A 21,146-nucleotide genomic window follows, 5' to 3' on the forward strand; every position below is an offset into this window, starting at 1 on the left:
CTTATGAAAAAAATTACTCTTATTTTTTCAATTATCATTGCAATTTATACATCTGCACAAGAAAAAGCAAGCCTAGAAAAATCTGTAACCGGAATACAAATTGGGTTTTTCGGGGTGGAAATTTATAATGAAGCAAAACTCTCAGATGCGGTTTCACTGAGAAGTCAATTGGCTTTATATTCTTCCATTTGGGGCGGGGATTTGTACAGCAAAACAGGTTTCGCTTTGGCTCCTGCGCTTTCAGTTACTCCAAAATATTATTATAATCTCCAAAAAAGAAAAGATAAAGGAAGAAATATTTCCAACAATTCAGGGAATTATATTTCCGCAAAATTAGAGTATGTTCCTAATTGGTTTGTTATTTCAAATGTTCCGGGGATTGGAGTAAATGACATGATTTCTTTTATTCCAACTTGGGGTTTAAGAAGAAATATCGCAACGAATTTTAATTATGAATTTAAAGCAGGTTTAGGAATTGGTAAAATTTTGCAAAAAGGATATGATACCCAAGTTGTACCGGAATTAAGTTTTAAAATCGGTTACGATTTCTAACCTGAAATTTCAAAAATAAATCTACAAAACCCTTTCCATAAACAGGAAGGGTTTTCTTTTCCCAAAATTTCAAAAATCCCTATCTTTGAAACCAATCGAAAATTCAATTATGGAATCCCAAAAATATACGCCCAAAAATAAAGTCCGTGTCGTAACCGCTGCTTCTTTGTTTGATGGACACGACGCTGCTATTAATATTATGAGAAGAATGATTCAGGCAACTGGGGCCGAAGTTATTCATCTCGGTCACGATAAATCTGCTGAAGAAGTGGTGGATTGTGCGATTCAGGAAGATGCAAACGCTATTGCATTAACTTCTTATCAGGGCGGTCACAACGAATATTTTAAATATATCTACGATCTTTTACGTCAAAAAGGTGCACCTCAAATCAAGATTTTTGGTGGTGGCGGAGGCGTAATTCTTCCCGAAGAAATCAAAGAATTGATGGACTACGGAATCGACCGAATCTATTCTCCTGATGATGGCCGCGAAATGGGATTGCAGGGAATGATCAATGATTTGGTGCAAAAATCAGATTTCGCAACTGGTGAACATATTCAAGTTTCAGATTTAGATCAGATTAAATTTGAAAATTCTAAATCCATCGCAGAAGTCATTTCTGCCGTAGAAAATTTCTCCGATGAAAAACCGGATCTCGTAAAAGCCATCGATGAAAAAGCAAAAGATTCTAAAATTCCAATAATCGGAATTACCGGAACTGGTGGAGCAGGAAAATCTTCTTTGACGGATGAATTGGTTCGTCGTTTTTTACGTTCAAATCCTGATCAGAAAATTGCGATCGTGTCTGTAGATCCTTCAAAAAAGAAAACGGGAGGAGCGCTTTTGGGCGACAGAATCCGTATGAATTCCATTAATGATCCGCGTGTATATATGCGTTCAATGGCGACCCGGGAAAATAATGTTTCGGTTTCGCCTTATATTCATTCCGCTTTAAATATTTTAAAATTAGCAAAACCTGACGTTATTATTCTTGAAACCTCAGGGATTGGACAGTCAGGTTCTGAAATTACCGATATCGCCGATGTTTCAATGTACGTCATGACTCCCGAATATGGTGCTTCTACGCAATTGGAGAAAATCGATATGTTGGATTATGCTGATTTGATTGCCTTAAATAAATCGGACAAACGGGGCGCTTTAGATGCGCTTCAGGCCGTTCGGAAAACGTATCAGAGAAATCATACCGCTTTTGATAAAACGTTGGAAGAAATGCCGGTTTTTTCTACAAAAGCCAGCCAGTTCAACGATTACGGAACCACGGAATTATACAATGCTTTAATTAATAAAGTCAATGAAACTTTAGAAAAATCGGAAGGTGAAAATGCGCATAAATTTAAAGAATTCGTAGAACAGAATGTTTCCGATGATACTACTGTAATTCCGCCGAAACGCGTGCGTTATCTTTCTGAAATTGTAGAATCGAACCGCGAGTACGATAAAGAAGTTGAGCGCCAGGCTTTAATTGCAAAAAGAATGTATCTTTTGGAAGGTGCAAAAGTGTTGATTACCGATGATCAGCATACGCATGATAAATTAGAGAAAGTATTTCTGAAAACTAAAAAAGAACTTTCCGAAGAAAATACCGCTTTTCTAAAAGGATGGAAGCATTTCAAAGAAGAAATGTCCGGAGATGCGTTTTCTTATTTCGTTCGTGGAAAAGAAATTAAAGTGGAAACCAAATATGAATCTTTATCGCATTTAAAAATCTCGAAAATTTCTTTGCCGAAATTTCAGGATTGGGGAGATTTATTAAGATGGAAAGGTCAGGAAAATGTTCCGGGACAATTTCCTTATACTGCAGGATTATTTCCTTTTAAAAGAACGGGCGAAGATCCAACGAGAATGTTTGCCGGCGAAGGCGGTCCGGAAAGAACAAACAGAAGATTCCATTATGTTTCCGCAGATATGGATGCTAAACGTCTGTCAACCGCATTTGATTCGGTGACTTTATATGGGCAGGATCCAGCTTTTCCGCCCGATATTTATGGGAAAATCGGAAATGCCGGAGTTTCCATTGCAACTTTAGATGACGCTAAAAAACTGTATTCCGGTTTTGATCTGGTAAATGCCATGACATCAGTTTCCATGACGATTAATGGTCCTGCTCCAATGTTGCTCGCGTTTTTCATGAATGCTGCCATCGATCAAAATGTTGAAAAATATTTATCAGAAAATAATCTTTGGGAAGCGGTTGAAGCAAAATTAAAAGCAAAATTCGACGATCAAGGTTTGAAAAGACCCGCTTATGAAGGCGAACTTCCGCACGGAAATAATGGTTTAGGTTTAAAATTATTGGGAATTACCGGTGACGAAGTGATTGATGCTGAAACTTATAATAAAATTAAAGCAGAAACCATCGCGACAGTTCGTGGAACGGTTCAGGCAGATATTTTGAAAGAAGATCAGGCGCAGAATACGTGTATTTTCTCTACGGAATTTGCGTTGAGATTAATGGGCGATGTACAGCAGTATTTCATTGATCAGAAAGCGAGAAACTTTTATTCGGTTTCCATTTCCGGCTATCACATTGCAGAAGCGGGCGCCAATCCGATTACGCAGTTGGCATTTACGTTGGCCAATGGTTTCACTTACGTAGAATATTATTTGAGCCGTGGAATGGATATCAATGATTTCGCACCGAATTTATCGTTCTTTTTCTCCAATGGAGTTGATCCTGAATATGCAGTTATCGGTCGCGTCGCCCGTAAAATTTGGGCAAAAGCGATGAGGTTCAAATACCACGCGAACGAAAGAAGTCAAATGCTGAAATACCATATTCAGACTTCCGGAAGATCGCTCCACGCCCAGGAAATTGATTTTAATGATATCAGAACCACTTTGCAGGCTTTGTATGCGATTTATGACAACTGTAATTCTCTGCACACCAATGCTTATGATGAAGCAATCACAACACCGACGGAAAATTCTGTTCGACGTGCAATGGCAATTCAGCTCATCATTAATAAAGAATTAGGTTTAGCGAAAAACGAAAATCCATTACAGGGTTCGTTTATTATTGAAGAACTAACAGACTTAGTGGAAGAAGCAGTTTATACGGAATTTGACAGAATTACGGAAAGAGGAGGTGTTCTCGGAGCGATGGAAACGATGTATCAACGTTCCAAAATTCAGGAGGAAAGTATGCATTACGAAATGCTGAAACATACGGGAGAATATCCGATTGTCGGTGTAAATACTTTCCTTGGAAAAGACGGCTCGCCAACGGTCCGTCCGGGAGAAGTGATCCGTTCCACCGAAGAAGAAAAACAATTACAGATTCAGAATTTGGAAAATTTCCAGAAGTCGCATGCTGAGAAAAGTGAGCAAATTTTGAAAGATTTACAGACTGCCGCCATCAACCAGGAGAATTTATTCGAAAAAATGATGGAAGCGGTGAAACATTGTTCGCTTGGGCAAATCACCAACGCTTTGTTTGAAGTAGGCGGAATGTACAGAAGGAATATGTAGGCTGCTTTCGAAAAGTTTAAATGTGATTTTATCAACCGTGTCAATGTTTAAAAATATTGACACGGTTTTTTATTTAAGAATATTTTAGCTTCAGTGGTCTCTAAAAAGACATTGGAACCCAGTAAATAATCTCCGCTTACACGTATTCTCTAAGGTGTTCAAACTGCACTCAACGCCATAGCAACCCCTGGTGTATGCTGACCTTATGCTGACTCCTTTCATTGTTTCATTGTCCGAATATCGGTCTTGGGAAATAATTTCCAGAACTGGTTTTTTTATTGCTCTTTTCAGATCTGCAAAAATCAAAGCAGTCAATATTCTTCAAAATTAAATATTTATATATTTCTCCCCAAATTTTATGGTTTAATCCCCATTTTTTCTTTCAGGTTAATTTCAATATTTTTATAAAAACTTCAAAAATGCTTCAAAAATTCAAACTGCTTTATTTTCTCTTTCTATTAGCTGCAATGTTTTCCTGTAAATCGGAAGCAGATAAGCAGGTTGAGCGAACCGTAGCGCGAAATGCGGTCATCGACAGTACACTCACCGTTTTTAAGCAAAAGCTCTTGAAGGCTCAAATCGATTCTGTGTTTGCGAAAACCCAGTTTAATGGCAGCGTTTCTGTTCTTCAGGATGGGAAAATTTTATATCAAAAAGAAAACGGTTTTGAAGATTTTAAGGACAAAACGAAACTCAACCGCAGTTCGGTTTTCGCAATTGGTTCGGTAAGCAAACAGTTTACGGCAGTTTTGATTTTGTTGCAGGAAGAAGAAGGAAAATTTTCCACAGAGGACAAAGTTTCAAAATATTTAACGGAATTTCAACCACGACAATTTGAAAATATTAAGATTAAAGAGTTACTGAATCACACTTCAGGAATCAGCGATTTCGGAAATGGTTTGCTTTCAGAACCGGGGCAGGAATTTAATTATTCCAATAAAGGATTTTATTATTTGGGAAAGATCATTGAAAAGGTTTCGGGTAAGTCGTATGATGAAAATGTCATGGATCTTTTCAGAAAAGCGGAGATGAAAAATTCTTCCACTGCGAATCTTTTTAAAGGAGCGCATTTCGCGTCCGCTTATATCGGTAATTCAAAGAATTTTTCTAAAGTTGAAAATATGCCGGAGCGACTTTCAGCAAAAGAAATTTCTGTGCCTGCAGGTGGTATTTTGTCAACGGTTACTGATTTGCACCGTTGGAATAATGGTTTATTTAATGGGAATATTTTAAAAACATCTTCTTTAAAAAAGGTAACGGAAAAATCTGCTGACCGGAATCACCAGATTCTAGGGAAAATGGGTTATGGTTTTGGTTTGATGATGAATGTACAAAAACCTGAATCGTATTTTCATACCGGTTATGTAAAAGGGTCGCCTTCTTTAAATATGTATTATCCGGAAACAAATACTTCGGTGGTGGTTTTGTCTAATTTCGCCGATGAAAGCAAAGGGAAAAATGCCGTTTTTTATCCGCACAAAGAAGTGAAGAAAGCAACTGATTGGGTGGAAAATGCAGTTGTTGAATTTCGAAAAGAGATGTTGAAAACTTCCCTTTCCGAATAATACGGAGAGGTTTAAAGTTGAAATATCTTCTTGTCATACATCAATGGTTTGTAAATGAACATGTTGTAAATTTGCATTGTTAAAATCATTAAATATGAAAACAATTTATCATAAAGCAGATTCAAGAGGTCATGCAAATCATGGCTGGTTAAACAGTTATCACACTTTTAGCTTTGCAAATTATCAAAATCCTGAACGCGTCCACTTCGGAGTTTTGCGCGTGCTGAACGATGATTCAGTTACGAAAGGAATGGGGTTTGGGACACATCCGCACCGGGATATGGAAATTATTTCAATTCCATTATCAGGCGATTTAGAACATAAAGATTCTATGGGAACCACTGCGGTAATCAGAAAAGGCGAAATCCAGGTGATGAGTGCAGGAACCGGAGTTCAGCATAGTGAATACAATAAAAACAAAGATGAAGAAGTTAAGTTCTTGCAGATTTGGGTTTTCCCCCGGGAAACAGGTGTTGAACCAAGATATGATCAAAAGAGTATTGTAGAAGGTGCAAAAATTAATGACTTTCAGCAAATATTATCTCCCAATAAGGACGATGATGGTGTTTGGATCCATCAGGATGCCTGGTTCAATTTGGCAAATTTTGAAAAAGGCTACGCAAAAGATTATACGCTCAACAAAAATGGAAATGGAGTCTATGCTTTTGTTTTGAAAGGCAGTGCAAAAATTGGTGACCAGATTTTAAATGAAAGAGATGGTTTAGGAATTTGGGATACTAAAAGTTTTAATGTGGAAGCTTTAGATGACACTGAAATTCTTTTAATGGAAGTGCCAATGGAACTGCCAGATTATCTTAAACAGTAAACGGTAAAAGAATCGGCTTAGTGATAAGTCGGTTTTTTTTTCTGAAAATTTTAGAGGATTTTTTTATCAATTTTCACACGATGCATTAAGAATTAAAATCAAAGTTTTTTTTATTTTTTTTAAGGCGAAAAAATCCGGCTCATTTCTGAGCCGGACTGATATTGAAGAATCCATTTCTATTTTTTATTAAAGTCCCCCGCATATACTGAAGTTATTCGGTCTAAGCTTACATATTTTCGAAGCGCATTATTCACTTCATCTAATTTCAATGCCTGAACTTTTGACTGAAGTGCGTCGTACTCATCCAAAGAAACGCCATATTGTAATTTTTTGTTGACCAGATTGATCAAGGTATTGTCCATTCCCAACATGGTTTTTTGAATATTGGCGTAACTTTTTTTGTTCGTCACCAATTCATCAGCAGTGAAACCATCTTTCAGTGCTTTGCTTACCTCTTCTTTTACCGCATTTTCTACAGCATCACGTTTGGTCGGATTAAGTAACGCGTAATAGCCCCAGGAAGCCACCTCATGAGAAACAGGAATATTCACAAACGAGCCAACTCCATAACTTATTCCTTCTTTTTCACGCAGTCTCATTGGCAAACGTGCTGATAAAAAGCCGCCACTTCCCAATATTTCATTGGCTAAAACCAAGGCCGGATAATCTGCACTTTTCTGATTCATTTTGAAACTTTCGGTTCCTAAAGCCATTGCATTTTCTTTGTCCGGGGTCAGGAAGTTTTTATCTGATTTTTTAGTTTCAAAAAAAGTAGGTTTTACTTCCGTATATTTTGATTTGGCATTCCATTTTCCGAAAGTGTTTTCTAAAGAATTAACGGCAGTCTTCGCATCTAAATTCCCGAGAACGGTTCCAAAACCATTATTTGCACCCAAAATATTTTGATAATAATCTACGATTTGGTCGCGGGTAACCTTTTTGTTGTTATCGATCTCCTCCTGCAAAGAAGGCGTGTAGAAAACACTTTCTTTCGGATAAGGGGAAGCAGTTCTCTGGAGTTCATTTTGGGCAATGGCCTGTGGGTCTTTCAGTTGGCCTTCCAGATAAGTGTTGTATTCTGTGACAGTTTTGGTGATTTCGTTTGGAGGAAAAGTCGAATTCATCAGCATGTCTTTCAGGATTTCCATTACTTCAGGATAATTGTTTTTATAAGTGTTTACGGAAATAAGTAAATTTTGGCCCATGATCCTTGTACTGATCGACGATTTCAGTTGATCAAGTCTGTCCTGAATCTGTTCTTTCGTTTTCGTTTTTGTTCCTGCATTAAGAAGTTCGGCGGTTAAACTTCCTATTTCATTTTTACCGGCTAAGTCTTTTTCGTTTCCTAAAAGCATTTTAAAGTTGGCCATAACTTTGTCGCCTTTCACTTCTTTACTGATTAATCCGTATTTCATTCCGTTTGAAAGAGCGCCTTCTGTCAGGTTTTTTTTGAGATTTGCAATGCTTGCTTCAAAAGGTGCAATGTCTTTTTCCAGCGCTTTGCCTTTGTAATTTTGAGTTAAGGCAGCAATCTGATCCGCCCGGAATTCTGCAGGCTGTACTCTGGTTTCGTTTGAGGTTGGAATAAAAAGACCGATGGTGCGGTTATTACTTTTGAAATATTTTTCAGCTACTCTTTTAATATCCGCAAGTTTTAGATTTTCTACATTATCACGATATAAATAAGCGAGCTTGTAATCTCCTGCACCAATAATTTCGGTGAGATTAATGGCGAAGTTGATGGTGTTGTTTTTAGAATCTTCAATTTGTTTTAAAAGTTTTGATTTTGCTCTTGCCAAATCCTCTTCCGTATATTTCAAACCGGAAATTTTATCGAGTTCGGTTTTTACTAAGTTTTTGGTTGTTTCTAAATCTTTGTCTTTCGCCACATCGAAATTAATATACATCATCCCCGGATCTCTTACTTCCGGTGAATAAGCCCAGATACTTGAAACCTTGTGAGTTTCGACTAGATTTTTATACAAATATCCGGAAGGATTGGAGGTTAAGATTTCGCTCAAAGCTGCTAAAGCCGCATAATCTTTATCTGCATACGCAGCAGTGTGATAAGCCGCAGCCACTATTTTACTTTCTCCGGTGCGGTTCAGTTCGATTAGTTTTTCACCGTCTTGTGATGGTTCTACGGTGTAAGTTCCGCCCAATGCCCGTGTCGGTTTTGGGAGCGTAGAGAAATATTCACCTACGTACTTTAATGCATTCGTTTCGTCGAATTTTCCGGCAATGATTAATGTTGCGTTATCGGGCTGGTAATATTTTTCATAGAATTTTCTTAATGTTGGTGCTTTTACGCGTTCGATATCTTCTTTGCTTCCAATCGTGGAATTACCGTAATTGTGCCATGTATAAGCGGTGGAAAAAACTTTTTCCATTAAAACACCACTGGGCTGATTTTCTCCAATTTCGAATTCATTTCTTACTACGGAAAACTCTTTATCCAGATCACTTTGCAAGATTGTTGCATTAATCATTCGGTCTGCTTCCATCTGAATTGCCCATTTCAGGTTTTCATCATTGGACGGAAATATTTCGTAGTAATTGGTTCGGTCGTAGTAAGTGGTTCCGTTTGCAGCACCGCCTTTATCAGAAAGTTGTTTTTTGATATCGCCCATGTTTTTGGTGCTTTTAAAAAGCATGTGTTCCAGCAAATGTGCCATTCCTTTTTCGCCGTAACCTTCATCTTTGGAGCCGACATTGTATACAATATTCACGACCATATTGCTCTGTGATCCATCTGGAATCAGCAAAAGTTTCATGCCGTTGATAAGGGAGTATTCTTTTATTCCTTCTATATTTCCGAGGAATTTTGGAGCTGTCGCTTTTTGGGCTAAAATAAAATTGGACAACATAATGACCAATAGTAAATGCAAGCCGAGTAATGATTTTTTCATAGGTTTTTTATTTTTGATATTATCAAATTTATGGAGATGTTTTAGTTATTTAATATCATAGACTGAATTATTTAATAGGAAACCTATAAAAAGGGTGATTTAACCCTACAAAACCATTGTTTTAATGTATGCTGAAATTCCACAAAAAAATCCGGTGTTTTCGACACCGGATTAACTTTAGATTAAGTAATATTTTTATTCTTTAATAATTTTTTGAGTCAGGATTAAGGTTTTATTCTCATATACTTTAATAATGTAAGATTGTGGCAATAATCCGTCAACATCTACAGAAATCTCAGTTGAAGATAAGTTTTGAACCCGTGGATTTTTTAAATTTCTTCCAACAGCATCTGAAATTTCTACGGTGATATTTTTTAAATTTTTAGTTTCATCTTTAATGAAAATCTGAGATTTTGCAGGATTTGGATACACCTGAAAATTTCGCTGAGCTGCATTTCGATGGAATTTGGTATGCTATAACAATAGACGCAAAAGCCGGAAAGACTGCAGAAATTTTATATCAATAGTTCATTGAATATTGGTGCGTCTCATCTATGACATAATTCCTTTAATTGAATATCTTTGCAACTTAATATAAAATATGACGAAAGAGCACGAAGAAATTATTATTCAAGACTTAAAAGACTGGAAACGCCTCATTAAACCTTATGCTTCACCCGAAACAAAACTAGCCTGGAAACAGATTTTCAACACCATTTTACCATTTATCGGCATATTCGTCCTGGCGGCGATTGTCTATGATTATTCATTGTTAGCTACTTTATTGATCTCAATTATTGGCGGGCTTTTCTTGACCCGCGTATTTATAATTCAGCACGATTGTGGACATCAAGCTTTCTTTCCGGATCGAAAGAAAAATGACAGAACCGGCTTTGTGACAAGCTTTCTCACCTGTATCCCTTATAAATACTGGGCTAGATCCCATAACCACCACCACGCGCATCAGGGACAGCTTGATACACGGACGATCGGAGATGTAAATCTTCTTACGGTACGCGAGTACGAAGCACTTTCCAAATTTGAAAAATTCAGATACCGCATTTACCGTTCTGTTCCGGTGATGTTTATTATTGGACCGGCTTATTATATTTTTATCCATAACCGGATTCCTTTTATAACTTTAAAGGGATGGGATAAAGAAAGAAAAATGCTGCATCTTACCAATGTTTATTTGGTGCTTTTCTTTTTGGTGTTGGGTTTCATACTCTGCCTGCCGCATTTTGATCTGTTATATGGTTTCAAAAAACTGGCAATTATTTATGTGCCTATTTTACTCACTTTTGTTTTTACCGCCATCTGGTTTTTCTACGTGCAACACCAGCACGACCCCAATTACAAAGCCTGGAAAAAAGATTGGGAATACGTACTGGCTGCGATAAAAGGAAGTTCTTATTATAAGTTGCCCGCCGTCTTAAATTTCTTTACCGGAAATATAGGCTACCATCATCTCCATCACTTGGCGCCAAAAATTCCGTTTTATAAGTTGCAGAAATGCAGCCATGAAAATCCGGTCTTTCAGAAGCACGTTTCTGAGATTACCTTTTGGAGTAGCCTAAAGTACGCATTTTTTACCCTTTGGGATGAAGAGAATAACCGCATGATAAAATTCTCGCAACTGAAGGAAATTCGAATTAAATCTTAATATTCTATATTTACTTATCTTACCTTTGCGGTGATGAAGAGCGAAAAAATTATTTTAGGGATCGATCCCGGAACCGCAATTATGGGTTTCGGACTCATCTCGGTGAAAGGAAATAAAATGGAATTGGTTTCAATGCATGAACTTATTCTAAAGAAATATCCCAATCACGAAACAAAACTTAAATATATTTTTGAACGGACCCTGTCAATTATCGATGAGTATCATCCCGATGAGGTAGCTCTTGAAGCTCCTTTCTTTGGGAAAAATGTACAGTCGATGTTGAAGTTGGGTCGGGCGCAGGGTGTTGCTATGGCAGCTTCCTTATACCGCGATGTTCCCATTACCGAGTATTCTCCGAAAAAAATTAAAATGGCCATCACCGGAAACGGAAACGCCAGTAAAGAGCAGGTCGCAGGAATGCTGAAAAGTCTACTCAATCTAAAAGAATTTCCAACGAAATACCTCGATGCTTCGGATGGATTGGCGGTGGCGGTTTGTCATCATTTTAATTCCGGCAACTTATCGTCGGAGAAATCATATACCGGTTGGGACAGTTTTTTAAAACAAAATCCAGATCGCGTAAAGTAGTCAACTTTATTTTTTTTCATAAATTTTTTCAATTTTCACCGCTTCCCCGCCAACAAAATCATTGGTGATCAGCATGAATTTATGGTCAGAAATGACCTTTATTTTTACAGAATATAAGACGTCATCAACAAAGTACTGCATGTCGTTATTTGTGAAAATTACCGAACCGTTATTTGTAGATATGAACTCGGAACAGTTTTTTCCTTTTGCGGTAAATTTTGATTGGGTCAAAATTTCATTTTCCTCATTAAATTCCCAGTAGGAATTCAGCTGACAAAGGGATGCCGGTTGCAGCTTTTTCTTGCTTGCGGTAAGGTAATATGTTTCGGTATTAACCCATTTGCCGACAAGATACTTTTTACTTGGTAGCTCACTACTGGTTTTTTCTAAAACGGGTTGAGGATTTGGTTCTTTTTTTTGAGAACAGCACTGATAGAAAAACGAAACAATAGCGAAAAACAGGATTGTTCTTTTCATGATTTATATTTCAGAAAAAAGAGCCATCATGTAAAATGGCCCTTTCTTGTGTTATTAATTATTAATGAATTTTTTAGAAGTGTTTTGATAGTGAACGATATACGTGCCTTTCGGAAGAACTTGATTAATCAGGATTTCACTTGCCGCATTTCCTTTCTGTACGATGTTGCCATTCATATCATAGATTTTATAGGCCCCAAAACCTTTGCTGTTGAACTTGGTGAGTGATAACTTGTTTTCGGATTTTGAATAATAAAGTAAATCAGATGAATCTTTAGAATTTTCAGAAGTTGCCAAACTGGTGGCGATTCTTACCGAGTAATCTTCGGTTTGTCCGTAACTCAAATTCTGGCAAGCAGTATCATTGGTATAATCTGCGATGATTCTCATTCTTAGGAAAGTGTCTTTCACAGCAGTTGTCGGCGGAGTAAATATGATGACAAATGGGGAACTTTCAGTGGAAACTCTTGTAGCCGAAGCGCCAATTAACTCTGAAGATTCAAAAATTCCATTATTGTTATAATCAATCCAAGCTTTAATAAACTGAGGATTGGTACCGAAACTCACATTGAGCTCACTCGATTTATTGGGTGGAATATCAGTATATACTGCTTTGCTGGTACAGTTTTGTAGGCTGTAATCCACATAATATTGATTATTGATAGTGTTGTAAGGATCAGAAACATTGTTAATGTTGCCCAGAAAAACAGTTGTTGGTCCCATACCGAAATTACCGGAATTTGTGATTCCTGTTGGGCTGCAGTTTGCCGCAGTTAAAGTTCCTGCACCAGGATCCGTAGCAAGGTCTGTTCCACCCAGGGAGTTCGTTAAATTTGCTCTATACTGCATGAAAACTGAAAGCGCACGATCCCGCTGTCCCGCTGTGAACTTTCTTGGTTGGCGGGTATAGTTCATGATATTGTACTGCACACCGTCATAAAATGTTCCGGTACAGGGATTTACAACGGCATTTGTCGGTGTGGGATTTACATTCAAAAGACTTGCGCAGGGAGCAGTGTCACACACTCTGTCATTATCGATAAGGCAGTTGTTGTTAATAGGACAGTCTGCCGCGATTGGCGGATTGTTGGTGGGTGAGGACGGTGCTCCTTCAAAAGTGTGAAGAAGTCCAAGGCCGTGACCAAACTCATGAGCCAGCGTGGAATCGTTGTTATTGGTGACCACCGTAACTTTCATAAAACTTTCGTAAAAAGCATCCGGATTAGTTGGGTAGCCGCTCCAGCCCAATAAGCCAAATGTCGATTTATCTCCGTCAAAGCCAATCACAACGTAGATGTTGAAATAGGAGTTTTCCGGCCAATGTGGTGCCAGCGCTTTCACCTGTTCTATCATTGCTCCATTTACTGTGCTTCTTTGCACACCAAATTGGTCATATCCAGAAATTGTACTGCCATTATACCTTACGATCCCGTTACTTGGTGTACATTGGGGAGTTCTTTTTGCCAAAACCAATTTTATGGGAATTACATTTCCGTCAATACTTCCTGTACCTTCCGGAAAAAAACCGTTTCCGTAAGTGGTTGCAAACATTTTATTGCAGTTATTAATCCAGTTGATAATTTGGTTGTCTGTTAAAGCAAGACCTGAATTACTAGCTGCGGTCGATGTAATAAGATGTACGACAACAGGGATTTCGTAAATCGTCCCGTCATAAAGTCCGTTTCTGGATGTTGCTCCAATTTTTTTAAGATAGGATTTTACATCGGTACCGAGAAGTTGAGTTTCTGCCAATTCTCTGTTCTTTTTAATTTCAGGATATTTGAGTTCCAGGTTTTTCTGAACCTCGTCGAATCCACAAGTTTGAGCAATAATTCCAATTGAAAAAACCATTGCTACAACGATAATAATTTTTTTCATGGTTAAGGTTTTTAGTTATTAAATTGAAAGGCGGACTGCTAAGTTACTGCTTTTGAGTAAGTCAGCTCAAAATTTAAGAATGTTTAATACTGATTCATAATAATTACTAAAATTTTTAGGATTAGAATGTTAAACCTAATACTGTCTGTAACATTGTTCCGTTTTTGAATACCAATTGTTTAAAGTCTAATTTAAAAAGAATGAAATCTCAAAAAATAAATCCCGTACAACATGTCAATCATTCCATGAATTGGTTTCAGAAATTTCTGATGGTCTGCTCTGGTGGGAACCTTCATATTCTTCGAAAAACACCAAGCGAATGGAATAAATTCTCCGGTATTGGCGGCATTGTTTTATTTACGGCAGTTTTTGCCACACTTTCGGCAGGTTATGCTATGTTTACCGTTTTCGATGATATCTGGATTTCGGTTGCGTTTGCCATTTTATGGGGATTGATGATTTTCAATCTGGACCGCTATATTGTTTCTTCAATCAAGAAAACAGGAACCTGGTGGAACCAGATTTTGATGGCGATTCCCAGATTAATCCTGGCTGCTTTTTTAGGAATCATTATTTCTAAACCTTTAGAATTAAAAATTTTTGAAAAGGAAGTCAACAAACAACTCAATACTATTATTCAAAGAAATAAAACCCAGCTTCAGGCAGAAATGAATGGGCGAATTTTGCAACAGTCCGGCCCGTTTGAAACCGAGAAAAAACAAATTCAGACCAAAATTGTAGACTACCAAAAATCCTACGATTCTGCTTCTGTAGAATTAGAAAAAGAAATTCTCGGCAAGGAAAGCGGCTTAACCAGTGGGAAAGTGGGATTTGGGTCTAACGCAAAACGTAAAGCTGAACTGAAAGAACAGCACCGTCTGGATTTGGAAAATTACCAAAAACAGATTGCCCCAAGATTGGAATATCTGGACAAAGAAGTATCGAAAGTCTACACCAATATCGAAAAAGAAAGAAATAAAACCGAAACTTTCGAAGATCAGTTCAATGGATTTGCCGCCCGGTTGCAAGCCTTAGATGAACTCGGAAAAAACTCAGCCGTTATTGGGCTTGCCGCAGCTTTTATTATGGGCCTTTTTATTACCTTGGAAATTTCTCCCGTTCTGATAAAACTAATTTCCTCTGTGGGGCCTTATGACCATCTTTTAGAAAAAACCGAAAATGATTTTAAACTGTATTCGAAAGAGAAAATTGAAAAAGGAAATGCTTTAACCGATTTTAGAATTGATGATTTTAAAGATAAACTGGGAAAATCATAGTTGCTTATTTTCAGGACCAAAAAAAACCTGCAAAATTTCTTAAGCAGGCTTTGATGGCTGATTTAGTGTTATTTTAATTCAGGCCATTTACGGTTTGTGCAACTTCTTCGGATTTCACAGTTCCTTCAACCTGACTCACCATTTCGCCGTTTTTATTAAAGACCGAAATGATGTTGGAGTGGGAGAAAACGATTGGCGAAATTTTCTTGTATTTTACGGCAAGAACATTTGCTAATTCACGCACCGATTCTTTGTCACTTCTTAAGAAAAGCCAAGGTTCGCCATCCATATTTCTTTGTTTTGCATATGCTTTTAAAACTTCCGGTGTATCATTTTCCGGATCAATGGAAACTAAAACCATGGTGGTTTCTTTCAGTTTATTCTTGTCGATTTTCGATTCGATCTTCTGCATATCTGCAACCAAAATCGGGCAAGCCGTGGTACAGCTTGTAAATATCATGACGACAACTAAGTTTTTACCTTTTAAATCTTTTAGCTGAAGTTCTTTACCATCCTGGTTTTGCCATTTTGAATCCAACGTAAAGATGGATCCTGCAGAAGTTTCTTTTTTTGCAGTTTGAGGTTCCTGTTTTTCAGAACAGGAAAAAAGAAATATCGCTGAAAATAAAGCTACAATTAAATTTTTCATTTTGGTGTATTTGATGCATCTTTTGCACAGCGGAAACCGAGATTCCCAACGGTATAATTTGCTTTTAAACTTGATCGGAAAGCGTACCTCATGAAGGAAGCGTAATTTAAAACATCAGTTGCAGTAGTTGCTGCAGAGGCGCAGAATAATCCTTTGTCATCGAATTCGGCCGTTCTGGAATCGCTGGTTGTCATGATCGAATTAAAATCATCCGTCCATTCCCAAACCAGATCGAACATATTGTAAACGCCCCAGTAATTAGGCGCAGAACTTTTTACTTTGTTTTTCTGCCTGTCTTTTTCATTATAAAGATTGATCAAATGGGCAGAGTAGGTCGGTTTATTTCTGGCGTTCGGACTTTCTTCATCGGCCATCGCTACATATTCCCATTCATCTAAAGTCGGTAATCTTTTGCCTGCACTTTTTGCGTAAGCTTTGGCTGCAAACCACGAAACGTAAGTTACGGCTGCATTTGGATCCGCATTTTCAGGAAGCGTTTCATCATCCTGCCAATCTTTCAAATAGGTATCATCTGCGAATATTGCTTTGATTTTGCTGCGTTTCCATTGCGGATTTTTTTTAACAAAATCGAGGAATTCGGCATTCGTAACCGGTCTTTCATCCAATAGGAAATCTTCTACTTTCACCAAAGTACTGTCTTCACCGTAAAAGGGTTGATAGTCGCCGCCTTTTATTAAAACCATTTTAATATCAGGAGTGATGGCAACTTCCTTTTGAGTTGAACTTGAAGATCCTTCTGTTGATTTGAGTGTGTTTGCTTTTTCACAGGAAACCATCAGAAAAAAGAAACCACCAAGGAACAGGAATATTTTAATAATTTGGGCCATGGCGGTTTCTTTAATTATAATTAATGGTAAAAGGATTATTTTACTTTATTGTAAATTTTTGGATTTTTCTCTCCAGTCACTTTTAACATTCCGATAGCACCTTTGTTAAATGCCCGGAAAATTGAGTGGTCTACGATAATATAGTTTCCAGGTTCTTCAACCTTAAATTCTACGATGGCTGCTCCGCCTGCAGGGATTACTGTAGTTTGTACGTTTTTGTTAACGGCACTTCCTCCTTCCATATATACTTTGTCGAAGATTTCACCAATCACGTGGAAAGAAGAAACCAGGTTTGGTCCGCCATTTCCTACGAAAAGTCTTACTGTTTCGCCCACTTTAGCTTCTAAAGCATTTGCTCCCATTAAAGCATTCTTCTTACCATTGAAAACTACATAAGATGGTCTTTCATCAACTCCTTTGTCCTGATCAAATTCTTGAAGTCCTTTCTCATCAGTTTTTCCTTTAGTATAGAATTCACCTTGCATGATGTAATACTCACGGTCAACTTTTGGCAATCCACCTGCTGGTTCTACTAAAATCAAACCATACATTCCGTTGGCAATATGTAATGGAACTGGCGCTGCGGCACAATGGTAAACATATAAACCTGGATTGAGCGCTTTAAAATTGAAGACCGCCTCTTTTCCCGGAGCTACGTTGGTCGCTTCTGCGCCACCACCCGGACCGTTCACTGCGTGAAGATCGATATTGTGAGGCATTACACTGTCGCTTCTGTTGGTCACGTGCAGTTCAACTTCATCACCCACTCTGATTCTGATAAAAGTTCCCGGTACGGTACTGTTGAAAGTCCAGAATTTGTAAGTTACCCCGTCGGCTAATTCACCAACTTCCTCGGTTGCTTCTAAATGAACGACTACTTTTTTGGCAGCGCGGTCACCAATTGGAGCAGGCACCATCGGTGGATTTACAATTGCCTGGGTTTCGGTTTCACCACTGACTTTGATGTCCATTGTGTTTTCCGATGTTGCTGTGGGATTTTCGGAAGGATTTTGTTTACAAGCCTGCAATGTTAAAAGGGCTAATGTAAAACAGGTTACGATTCGTTTCATAATTAATTTGTTATGCTGTTTCTTAATAGGACAAATTTATCTTAATTAGATTGTGTTTGAAAATTTGGTGGCATGAGTTTTATCAGATTAAAACACAATAATTTGAAAATTGCATGTAAGACTTTGCTGTCATTGTCTGTCATTTTATTTTTCTACAAAAAATCCGATAGAGTTTGATTTAATTTTTTGATAAAACTTTAGTTACAACGATTTTATTTCCTCTAATACTTTCTTCGTTTCCTGTTGAAGCTCTTCCAAACCATCATTATTAAAAATAACAAAATCGGCCAGTTTCACTTTGTCTTTTTCCGGCATTTGTTTCAGCATAATTGATTCAACTTCACGGTAGGTTTTGTTGTCGCGATCCATGACTCTTTTGAGTCGGCAATTGTCATCCGCAGTGACCAAAATAGATTTGTAGCAACTTTCATTTAATTTTAATTCAAACAAAAGCGCGGTTTCTTTAAAAACAAAATCCGTGGTTTGCTGAGAAACCCAGTTTTCAAAATCGGTTTTTACCGCCGGATGAATCAGTGAATTTAATTTTAATAATAATTCTTCATTATTAAAGACAATTCCAGCAACATATTTCCGGTCGTACAATCCGTTTTCATCGTAGGCATCTTCGCCTAAGAGTTCTACAATCTCCTGCTGAAGCTGTGCATGATCATTAACAATATTTTTCGCACGGATATCTGAATAGTAAACAGGAAAACCTGCTTCTTCGATATATTTCGATACGGTTGATTTTCCGGAGCCAATTCCTCCGGTTATTCCAATAATCTTTGTGTTGACCCTGGGTTCAGGCTCAGGTTCTTCTTCTATCATAACTTTATTTAAAATTTTCTATACTTACAATCTGTCTAATTTTTTTTAACCACAAAAGATGCAAAAGCTTCATCATATTAGCAAATCAAAAATTTGCAAAAGCACTATAAAATAACGCATTTACTATTTTGCATTCTTTTGAAAATCTCTTTATCTTCATTTGTCTTTTGTTACTTTTGCGGTTAAAAGAATAGAGATTTAAATTTTTGACATTTACTTAATAGCCAAAAACCTCATTCATACTAAAGGTTTGGTCTAACCGAATTCCTTTTTCAGTCATTTTTAAACTTGCCAATTCATTGTGTGCATCGTGTTCAAAAAACAGAAGGTAATCATTATCAACGCACTGTTTCAAAAACTTTCCTTTTTCTTCCATGGTCAAAAGTGGACGCGTATCATAACCCATAACATAAACCTGCGGAATATGCCCAACCGTCGGAATTAAATCGGCCGCGAAAACAATCGTTTTTTCCTGATACTGAATCACCGGAAGCATTTGTTTTTCGGTATGTCCATCGACAAAAATAACATCCATTTTCAAATCTGGGGCGAAAGCATAATTTCCACTTTTCGGTGTTGGCAGAAAATTCAACTGTCCGCTTTCCTGAATCGGAAGAATGTTTTCCTTCAAAAAACTCGCTTTTTCTCTCGGGTTGGGTTCGGTCGCCCATTTCCAATGGTTTTCATTCGTCCAGAAATGCGCGTTTTTAAAAGCAGATCGGTAACCTGTTCGGTCATCATTCCATTCTATTGCTCCTCCACAATGGTCGAAATGAAGGTGAGTCAAGAAAACATCGGTAATATCTTCTTTTACAAAACCATATTTTTTAAGATTTTTATCCAAAGTATCATCGCCGTACAAGGAGTAATGTCCAAAGAATTTATCATCCTGTTTATTTCCCAAACCACAATCGATGAGAATCAGTTTTTTACCGTCTTCCACCAAAAGTGAACGGGTTCCGAGTTCAATTAAATTATTTTCATCGGCAGGATTCGTTCTTTGCCAAAGGGTTTTCGGCACGATACCAAACATGGCACCACCATCTAACTTAAATTTTCCGCATTGTATGGGATAGAGTTTCATAAATTATATTTTTTGTTGAGCTTTGTTAGAACTTTAAGCTCTAACAACGCTTTAAATTTAATTATTTTTTTTAATCAGCTTTTTTCTCTCGTCCTAAAAGACGGGATTCCCGCTATTTTTCTTGCCGCTACTTTTTGGGAACGCTAAAAACATGAACTCAATTCAAGTCAGGCTGTAGAGTTCTGCTTCTTAAAAAACAACATTCAAATCTATTATCTTTTCGTCTATTATCTATTATCTAAAACAATTCATCCCGTCTTTTCGGCACAGAAATCCCCAGATGTTTGTACGCTTTTTCCGTTACTTCCCGTCCTCTCGGAGTTCGGATAATAAAACCTTCCTGAATCAAAAACGGTTCATAAACCTCTTCCAAAGTTTCCGGATTTTCGCCAATTGAAGTTGCCAATGCAGAAATCCCCACGGGTTTCCCACGGAAATTTTCAATCATCACGCGCATAATTCTATTATCCATATCATCGAGTCCGAATTCATCAACATTTAAAGAATTTAATGCAAATTTCGTAATTTCAATTTCGATTTCGCCATTTCCTTTAATTTCTGCAAAATCCCGAACTCTCCGCAAAAGTGCATTTGCAATTCTGGGAGTGCCACGACTTCTTCTCGCAATTTCCAAAGCAGCATCTTCGTAGATTTTAACATCTAAAACCCGTGCACTTCTTTCGATAATCATCGATAAAAGTTCAATCGTATAATATTCTAACCGGGACTGGATTCCGAATCTTGCGAGCATCGGTTTGGTCAGCATTCCGCTTCTGGTGGTTGCTCCAACCAACGTAAAAGGATTCAAACCGATCTGCACACTTCTGGCATTCGGACCGCTTTCCAGCATGATGTCGATTTTATAATCTTCCATCGCCGAATACAAATACTCTTCTACAATCGGGGAAAGCCGGTGAATTTCATCGATGAATAAAACATCATTTTCTTCTAAATTGGTTAAAAGTCCTGCCAAACTTCCGGGCTTATCCAAAACCGGACCCGAAGTGATTTTACAGCCCACTCCCAATTCATTCGCAATAATATGGGCTAAAGTCGTTTTTCCCAATCCCGGCGGACCGTGTAAAAGAACATGATCCAAAGCGCCACCTCGGTTTTTTGCGGCCGCCACAAATACTTCAAGATTATCTAAAGTTTTGCGCTGACCGGCAAAATCCTGAAAACTCTGCGGACGGATCTTTTCTTCTAAAATCAATTCATCCTCGGAGAAATTTTCTTGATCGGGATGCAAAAAATCGGGCATTTTTATAAATTTTGTTCAAAGATAGAAAATTTTAGAACGGAAATATTCTTATCTTTTTTTTAAATAAAAAAATAGAGACTTGTCTTTTCTTCTTCAACCTTTAATTTAAAATCCAAAATATAAGCGACTGTATAAATTTATTTAAACCGCAAAAAAGGCAGCAGTGTTATTTTAATATAAA

Annotated in this window: 16 protein-coding genes and 1 pseudogene; 7 read left to right on the forward strand and 10 right to left on the reverse strand. The window is 37.5% G+C overall.

Going from position 1 to position 21,146, the window contains the following annotated elements:
* Positions 1 to 3: 3 nt before the first annotated feature.
* The 4 genes from QGN23_RS12005 to QGN23_RS12020 all read left to right on the forward strand — a co-directional run bounded on the left by QGN23_RS12005 (position 4) and on the right by QGN23_RS12020 (position 6,433).
* Positions 4 to 552 carry a hypothetical protein gene (locus QGN23_RS12005; RefSeq protein ID WP_282904517.1) on the forward strand — a complete coding sequence of 183 codons (549 nt, stop codon included), beginning with the start codon at positions 4 to 6 and terminating at the stop codon, positions 550 to 552.
* 109 nt (positions 553 to 661) lie between these two features.
* Positions 662 to 4,042: a methylmalonyl-CoA mutase family protein gene (locus QGN23_RS12010; RefSeq protein ID WP_282906400.1), complete on the forward strand. Its 3,381-nt coding sequence runs from the start codon at positions 662 to 664 to the stop codon at positions 4,040 to 4,042.
* 419 nt (positions 4,043 to 4,461) lie between these two features.
* Positions 4,462 to 5,607 (forward strand): serine hydrolase domain-containing protein, encoded by a 1,146-nt coding sequence (locus QGN23_RS12015; protein ID WP_282904518.1) that lies wholly within the window; start codon positions 4,462 to 4,464, stop codon positions 5,605 to 5,607.
* A 94-nt stretch (positions 5,608 to 5,701) separates the two neighbouring features.
* Positions 5,702 to 6,433 carry a pirin family protein gene (locus QGN23_RS12020; RefSeq protein WP_282904519.1) on the forward strand — a complete coding sequence of 244 codons (732 nt, stop codon included), beginning with the start codon at positions 5,702 to 5,704 and terminating at the stop codon, positions 6,431 to 6,433.
* Between the two features lie 176 nt (positions 6,434 to 6,609).
* Here QGN23_RS12020 and QGN23_RS12025 read toward each other — a convergent pair whose 3' ends face one another.
* Positions 6,610 to 9,342 (reverse strand): M16 family metallopeptidase, encoded by a 2,733-nt coding sequence (locus tag QGN23_RS12025; protein WP_282904520.1) that lies wholly within the window; start codon positions 9,340 to 9,342, stop codon positions 6,610 to 6,612.
* A gap of 195 nt (positions 9,343 to 9,537) precedes the next feature.
* Positions 9,538 to 9,774: a T9SS type A sorting domain-containing protein gene (locus QGN23_RS12030; protein WP_282904521.1), complete on the reverse strand. Its 237-nt coding sequence runs from the start codon at positions 9,772 to 9,774 to the stop codon at positions 9,538 to 9,540.
* Between the two features lie 169 nt (positions 9,775 to 9,943).
* Here QGN23_RS12030 and QGN23_RS12035 point away from each other — a divergent pair, with 169 nt between their 5' ends.
* Positions 9,944 to 11,005, forward strand: coding sequence for a fatty acid desaturase (locus tag QGN23_RS12035; protein ID WP_282904522.1), 1,062 nt, complete (start codon positions 9,944 to 9,946; stop codon positions 11,003 to 11,005).
* Positions 11,006 to 11,038: 33 nt separating this feature from the next.
* Positions 11,039 to 11,593 carry a crossover junction endodeoxyribonuclease RuvC gene (ruvC, locus tag QGN23_RS12040; protein ID WP_282904523.1) on the forward strand — a complete coding sequence of 185 codons (555 nt, stop codon included), beginning with the start codon at positions 11,039 to 11,041 and terminating at the stop codon, positions 11,591 to 11,593.
* A 6-nt stretch (positions 11,594 to 11,599) separates the two neighbouring features.
* Here the strand turns inward: ruvC and QGN23_RS12045 are convergent, their stop codons facing one another.
* Together QGN23_RS12045 and QGN23_RS12050 are read right to left on the reverse strand one after the other, a co-directional pair.
* The gene (locus QGN23_RS12045) at positions 11,600 to 12,070 is read right to left on the reverse strand and encodes a hypothetical protein (protein WP_282904524.1); all 471 of its coding nucleotides are present in this window, start codon (positions 12,068 to 12,070) and stop codon (positions 11,600 to 11,602) included.
* A 54-nt stretch (positions 12,071 to 12,124) separates the two neighbouring features.
* Complete coding sequence (locus QGN23_RS12050; protein ID WP_282904525.1) at positions 12,125 to 13,948, reverse strand: zinc-dependent metalloprotease; 1,824 nt, start codon at positions 13,946 to 13,948, stop codon at positions 12,125 to 12,127.
* A gap of 200 nt (positions 13,949 to 14,148) precedes the next feature.
* On the opposite strand from QGN23_RS12050, the gene QGN23_RS12055 reads away from it, so the two are divergent.
* Positions 14,149 to 15,225, forward strand: coding sequence for a DUF4407 domain-containing protein (locus QGN23_RS12055; protein WP_282904526.1), 1,077 nt, complete (start codon positions 14,149 to 14,151; stop codon positions 15,223 to 15,225).
* 73 nt (positions 15,226 to 15,298) lie between these two features.
* Here the strand turns inward: QGN23_RS12055 and QGN23_RS12060 are convergent, their stop codons facing one another.
* The 6 genes and pseudogenes from QGN23_RS12060 to ruvB form a co-directional block, all read right to left on the reverse strand.
* Entirely contained in the window at positions 15,299 to 15,874 is a 576-nt protein-coding gene (locus QGN23_RS12060; protein WP_282904527.1) for an SCO family protein, read from the reverse strand.
* The gene (locus QGN23_RS12065) at positions 15,871 to 16,722 is read right to left on the reverse strand and encodes a formylglycine-generating enzyme family protein (RefSeq protein WP_282904528.1); all 852 of its coding nucleotides are present in this window, start codon (positions 16,720 to 16,722) and stop codon (positions 15,871 to 15,873) included. Before QGN23_RS12065 ends, QGN23_RS12060 begins: the two co-directional genes overlap by 4 nt.
* A gap of 38 nt (positions 16,723 to 16,760) precedes the next feature.
* A pseudogene (gene nirK / locus QGN23_RS12070) lies at positions 16,761 to 17,792 on the reverse strand (copper-containing nitrite reductase); the annotation flags it as partial.
* 201 nt (positions 17,793 to 17,993) lie between these two features.
* Positions 17,994 to 18,620, reverse strand: coding sequence for a dephospho-CoA kinase (coaE, locus tag QGN23_RS12075; protein WP_282904529.1), 627 nt, complete (start codon positions 18,618 to 18,620; stop codon positions 17,994 to 17,996).
* A 217-nt stretch (positions 18,621 to 18,837) separates the two neighbouring features.
* Positions 18,838 to 19,704, reverse strand: coding sequence for an MBL fold metallo-hydrolase (locus QGN23_RS12080; protein WP_282904530.1), 867 nt, complete (start codon positions 19,702 to 19,704; stop codon positions 18,838 to 18,840).
* 238 nt (positions 19,705 to 19,942) lie between these two features.
* On the reverse strand, positions 19,943 to 20,965 hold the full coding sequence (gene ruvB, locus QGN23_RS12085) for a Holliday junction branch migration DNA helicase RuvB (RefSeq protein WP_282904531.1): 1,023 nt from the start codon (positions 20,963 to 20,965) through the stop codon (positions 19,943 to 19,945).
* Positions 20,966 to 21,146: the final 181 nt, after the last annotated feature.

This window comes from Chryseobacterium gotjawalense, from assembly GCF_030012525.1.
GTDB classification, from domain to species: domain Bacteria; phylum Bacteroidota; class Bacteroidia; order Flavobacteriales; family Weeksellaceae; genus Kaistella; species Kaistella gotjawalense.

Excerpts from the sequence above, each read along its gene's own strand:
- QGN23_RS12005 (WP_282904517.1), top strand. The coding sequence starts at position 4 with ATGAAAAAAATTACTCTTATTTTTTCAATTATCATTGCAATTTATACA.
- QGN23_RS12010 (WP_282906400.1), top strand. The coding sequence starts at position 662 with ATGGAATCCCAAAAATATACGCCCAAAAATAAAGTCCGTGTCGTAACC.
- QGN23_RS12015 (WP_282904518.1), top strand. The coding sequence starts at position 4,462 with ATGCTTCAAAAATTCAAACTGCTTTATTTTCTCTTTCTATTAGCTGCA.
- QGN23_RS12020 (WP_282904519.1), top strand. The coding sequence starts at position 5,702 with ATGAAAACAATTTATCATAAAGCAGATTCAAGAGGTCATGCAAATCAT.
- QGN23_RS12025 (WP_282904520.1), bottom strand. The coding sequence starts at position 9,342 with ATGAAAAAATCATTACTCGGCTTGCATTTACTATTGGTCATTATGTTG.
- QGN23_RS12035 (WP_282904522.1), top strand. The coding sequence starts at position 9,944 with ATGACGAAAGAGCACGAAGAAATTATTATTCAAGACTTAAAAGACTGG.
- ruvC (WP_282904523.1), top strand. The coding sequence starts at position 11,039 with ATGAAGAGCGAAAAAATTATTTTAGGGATCGATCCCGGAACCGCAATT.
- QGN23_RS12045 (WP_282904524.1), bottom strand. The coding sequence starts at position 12,070 with ATGAAAAGAACAATCCTGTTTTTCGCTATTGTTTCGTTTTTCTATCAG.
- QGN23_RS12050 (WP_282904525.1), bottom strand. The coding sequence starts at position 13,948 with ATGAAAAAAATTATTATCGTTGTAGCAATGGTTTTTTCAATTGGAATT.
- QGN23_RS12055 (WP_282904526.1), top strand. The coding sequence starts at position 14,149 with ATGAAATCTCAAAAAATAAATCCCGTACAACATGTCAATCATTCCATG.
- QGN23_RS12060 (WP_282904527.1), bottom strand. The coding sequence starts at position 15,874 with ATGAAAAATTTAATTGTAGCTTTATTTTCAGCGATATTTCTTTTTTCC.
- QGN23_RS12065 (WP_282904528.1), bottom strand. The coding sequence starts at position 16,722 with ATGGCCCAAATTATTAAAATATTCCTGTTCCTTGGTGGTTTCTTTTTT.
- coaE (WP_282904529.1), bottom strand. The coding sequence starts at position 18,620 with ATGATAGAAGAAGAACCTGAGCCTGAACCCAGGGTCAACACAAAGATT.
- QGN23_RS12080 (WP_282904530.1), bottom strand. The coding sequence starts at position 19,704 with ATGAAACTCTATCCCATACAATGCGGAAAATTTAAGTTAGATGGTGGT.
- ruvB (WP_282904531.1), bottom strand. The coding sequence starts at position 20,965 with ATGCCCGATTTTTTGCATCCCGATCAAGAAAATTTCTCCGAGGATGAA.